Source organism: Vibrio sp. 10N.222.46.A1, from assembly GCF_041473595.1.
Lineage (GTDB): Bacteria > Pseudomonadota > Gammaproteobacteria > Enterobacterales > Vibrionaceae > Vibrio > Vibrio tasmaniensis_A.
Map to the genome: position 1 here is coordinate 1 of NZ_JBFRSN010001037.1, position 4,099 is coordinate 4,099.

At 45.4% G+C, this 4,099-nt stretch carries 4 protein-coding genes; all 4 read left to right on the forward strand.

All coding sequences use genetic code 11. The annotated features are described in order from the left end of the window. The first annotated feature begins 59 nt into the window (after positions 1–59). A complete protein-coding gene (locus AB4496_RS23425; protein WP_009846291.1) occupies positions 60–725 on the forward strand; it encodes a transcriptional regulator in 666 nt (221 codons plus the stop codon). 23 nt (positions 726–748) lie between these two features. Next, positions 749–1,132, forward strand: coding sequence for a RidA family protein (locus tag AB4496_RS23430; RefSeq protein WP_009846290.1), 384 nt, complete (start codon positions 749–751; stop codon positions 1,130–1,132). 37 nt (positions 1,133–1,169) lie between these two features. Then, a complete protein-coding gene (locus AB4496_RS23435) occupies positions 1,170–2,576 on the forward strand; it encodes a cation:dicarboxylate symporter family transporter (RefSeq protein ID WP_009846289.1) in 1,407 nt (468 codons plus the stop codon). A 77-nt stretch (positions 2,577–2,653) separates the two neighbouring features. After that, complete coding sequence (locus tag AB4496_RS23440; RefSeq protein WP_009846288.1) at positions 2,654–3,976, forward strand: CoA-disulfide reductase; 1,323 nt, start codon at positions 2,654–2,656, stop codon at positions 3,974–3,976. Positions 3,977–4,099 lie beyond the last annotated feature (123 nt).

Consider the following 4,099-nt stretch of genomic DNA (forward strand, 5'->3'; position numbering starts at 1 on the left):
GGGAGTACCACCAAAGGAGTAGATTCCAGTCATTGAGTTCAAAAATGTAAACCGAAATCATGAATGTAAAACAAGTTCGATTCACCGATGAAGACAGAGAATGCTTAAGTAATTACTTCCGCTTAGCAGACACTATCGCCGATTTGATTGGTCCTTACTGCGAAGTGGTTATCCATTCATTTGAAAGCTTAGAAAACTCAGTCGTGAAGATCGTCAATGGTCATCATACGGGTCGTGAAATTGGGTCACCAATCACCGATTTAGGTTTACGCATGTGGAGCACATTCGAGAAAACTGGCGAAGTTTCTCCGAAAAGCTATTTCACCAACTCAGCAGATGGTTCCCTACTTAAATCGACCACCTGTGTACTGGCTGGTCCACAACAAAAGCCGATTGGTATGCTGTGTATCAACATGAACTTATCTTTCCCATTTCCAGAAATCGTCAAGACGCTGATGCCGCAGTGCAATGTGCCACAAACCATTGTCAGTGAGACCTTCAGTAACAATGCAAATGATGTGATTCAGCAAGCATTGAGTTCAGCCATTAACGAGGTTGACCAAGACGAGTCGGTTTCCTGCAAAGGTCGTAATAAAGCCATCATCCGTTGCTTATTTGATAACGGCGTATTTGAGCTAAAAGAGACGACTACACAAGTATCAGAGCAACTTGGGATCAGCCGACAGGCGGTTTACAAGTTTATCCGTGAATTTAAATCAGAATAAAACCAATAATTAGGAGTTACATCGTGAAACAGATCATTGCCACTGAACAAGCACCTGCAGCTATCGGCCCTTACTCACAAGGTACGTCTTACGGCGACATGGTTTATACATCAGGTCAATTACCTCTCGTTCCAGAAACCATGCAGTTTGTTGAGGGCGGCATCAAAGAGCAGGCTCGTCAGTCTCTGGAAAACTTAAAAGCTGTATTAGAAGCGAGTAATGCGGGACTGGACACAGTGCTTAAGACAACCTGCTTCCTATCAGACATGGAGAACTTCGTTGCCTTTAACGAAGTGTATACAGAGGTGTTTGGTACAGAGAACGCACCTGCTCGCTCTTGTGTTGAAGCAGCACGACTACCAAAAGACGCACTGGTTGAAATTGAAGCCATCGCATACAAAAAATAACCGACTTAGGTATTAATGGGTATCATAGGAGATTCTCATGAGCGTTTCATTTATTGGATTAAGCATACTGTTCTTTGGGTTCTACGCACTGCTGTCGAACTTCAAAAAGCAAAAGAAAAGTTTTAACTTCCGCGTACTGAGTGCGCTTGCTGCTGGCTTACTGTTCGGTGGCGCAATTCAACTTGTTTTCGGTGTCGGCAACGTTGCGACATCTGGCTTTGCTGAACTGATTTCGGTGTTCGGTAAAGGCTACATCAAACTTCTACAAATGATCGTTATCCCACTTGTGTTTGTGGCGATGATCTCTTCGATCATGAACGTTGAAGGCGGCGGTGCGCTATCTCGAATCGCACCAAAAATCATCGGTATTCTACTTTTCACTTGTGCTATCTCAGCGGCCGTTGGTATCGCAAGTATTTACCTATTTGGTATCGATGCGAACGCGCTAGTAAGCACAATCGGCACAAACAGTGCGATTGAAGCTCGCGGTGATTCACTGGTCGCAACACAAGATGCGATGGCGAGCAGCGGTCTGTCTGGTATGGCTCTGTCTATCATTCCAACCAACATCTTCGACATGCTAACGGGCTCTCAACGTACTTCTACGCTATCAACTGTACTGTTCGGTATGTTCCTTGGTTACTGCATCCTTCAAGTGAAAAACCGTAAGCCTGAGAAAGTGCAAAACTTCGTTGATTTCATCAACTCTGCAAAAGAAGTAGTGCTTTCAATGGTTCGTGAAATCCTGAAGCTAACGCCTTACGGTGTATTCGCTCTGATGACCACGTTCATGATGACAAACGACCTGTTCGCACTTGCAGAGATGGGCCGCTTCCTTCTAGCAAGCTACGTAGCAATTGGCGTTATGTTCGGCATCCACTTCGTGATGGTGTCAATGTTCGGCCTTTCTCCTGCCAAGTTCATGAAGAAAATCTGGCCAGTACTCGTGTTCGGTTTCGGGTCTCGTTCAAGCATGGCAGCTATCCCACTAAACGTTGAAACACAAACTCAGCGCCTAGGTGTAGACGAAGAAACAGCAAACATGTCAGCGACATTCGGTACTAGTATCGGTCAAAACGGTTGTGCCGGTATCTACCCAGCAATGCTAGCAATCATGGCGGCACAGGTCATGGGCATGCCTGTAGACTTGAGCTTTATCCTACAACTGATAGCTGTTATCGCGATTGCTTCATTCGGTATCGCAGGTGTTGGTGGCGGTGCAACGTTCGCAGCAGTAGCGGTACTCACCATCATGGGTCTAGACATCACAGTAGTCGCGATTTTAGTGTCTATTGAAGCACTAATTGACATGGCTCGTACAGCGCTGAACATCTCAGGCTCTATGTTGTCAGGCGTTCTTACAGCGAAGAAGAATGGCTCATTGGATACTGAACAATACGACGCTGACGTTACAGCGACAGTATCAAAAGAAGCAGCAGTATAATTCTCAAACTTAATTAAGAGCACTCCACGTGAGTGCTCTTCTGTTTTTCCTGAGTTCAGGTTATTTAGGTAGTAAATATGAAAGTTGTTGTTATAGGCGGTAGCGCCGCGGGTATGAGTTTCGCAGCAAAATACAAACGTAATCAACCATCAGACGAAGTCATCGTTTTAGATAAGCGTAGCTACATCTCTTTCGGAGCCTGTGGCTTACCTTACTTTGCAGGCGGCATGTTTGATGACACCGAGCGAATGATCTCCCGTACACCAGATCAAGCCATAAAATCAGGCTTAGATGTACGTGTAGAAACAGAAATGGTGTCATTCGACCGCACTGAAAAGCAAATTACGGTACGTCACCAAAATGAAGAAAGCGTCATCGATTACGATATGTTGGTCATTGCAACAGGTGCGCGACCAATCGTTCCACCATTAGGTGAATTCAATCCAGAACACGTATACACACTAACAAGCATGGAAGACGGCTTGGCGGTTAAAGAAGCGCTAAAGGATGTTAACAAGCAACGTGTGTGTGTTATTGGGGCTGGTTTTATCGGCCTGGAAGTATTCGATGCAGCGCACGGCTTAGACAAACACGTGACGATCATCGAACGTGAACAACACATCATGAGCCGTCAGTTCAGCCCAGAAATCATTGAAGTAGTCGAAGGTGCGATTCGTGAATCAGGTGCAGACCTTAAAACAGGGTGCAGCGTGTCTGCAATTCGCGATGCGGAACAAGGTGGTTACATAGTAGAAACCGATAATGGCAACGTAGAAGCCGATGTCGTGATCCTGTCACTCGGTTTCAAACCAAACACGGAAGCATTCGAACTGCCAAAAGCTGCAAACGGCGCTCTGTTGGTAAATGAATATGGTGCTACTGTAGATGCTTACATCCACGCAGTCGGTGACTGTGCCGTTGTCCATCATATGGCACTAGGCAAACCTGTTTATGTTGCTCTAGCAACCACAGCCAATAAGCAAGCGCGTATGATGGCAGACAAGCTAGCAGGTAAAGATACCTACATGTCGGGCTTCTTGGGGTCGTCTTGTTTGAAAGTACTCGATTACGAGCTGGCGTGTACTGGCGTAAATGAACTTCTAGCGAAAGAACATAACTTGGATGTGAAAGTATCGACCATTTCAGATAAGAACCAAACCGATTACTACCCTGGCCAGGAAGACATCAAGGTGAAGTTGGTTTATCACCCAGAAACTAAGGTCCTTTTAGGTGGTGAAATCGTAGGTAAGAAAGGAGCCGTTGGCCGCATCAATGCACTGGCCGTAGCGATCACAGCCAAGATGACTACTCAACAACTAGGCTACATGGATTTCTGTTATGCCCCACCTTTTTCACGTACTTGGGATGCTTTAAACGTGGCGGGTAACGTCGCTAAATAAGCGAGCTGATTGTACAAATTCCAAAGAGTATTCATTGAGACATCAAAGCAGAGCGATTACGCTCTGCTTTTTTAATGCCTTAACTCTACGAACCTTATAACTAGATAATATAACGACTTATCT

Bases quoted from the DNA above. Each gene is read 5' to 3' on its own strand.
- AB4496_RS23425 (WP_009846291.1), top strand. From the start codon at position 60: ATGAATGTAAAACAAGTTCGATTCACCGATGAAGACAGAGAATGCTTA.
- AB4496_RS23435 (WP_009846289.1), top strand. From the start codon at position 1,170: ATGAGCGTTTCATTTATTGGATTAAGCATACTGTTCTTTGGGTTCTAC.
- AB4496_RS23440 (WP_009846288.1), top strand. From the start codon at position 2,654: ATGAAAGTTGTTGTTATAGGCGGTAGCGCCGCGGGTATGAGTTTCGCA.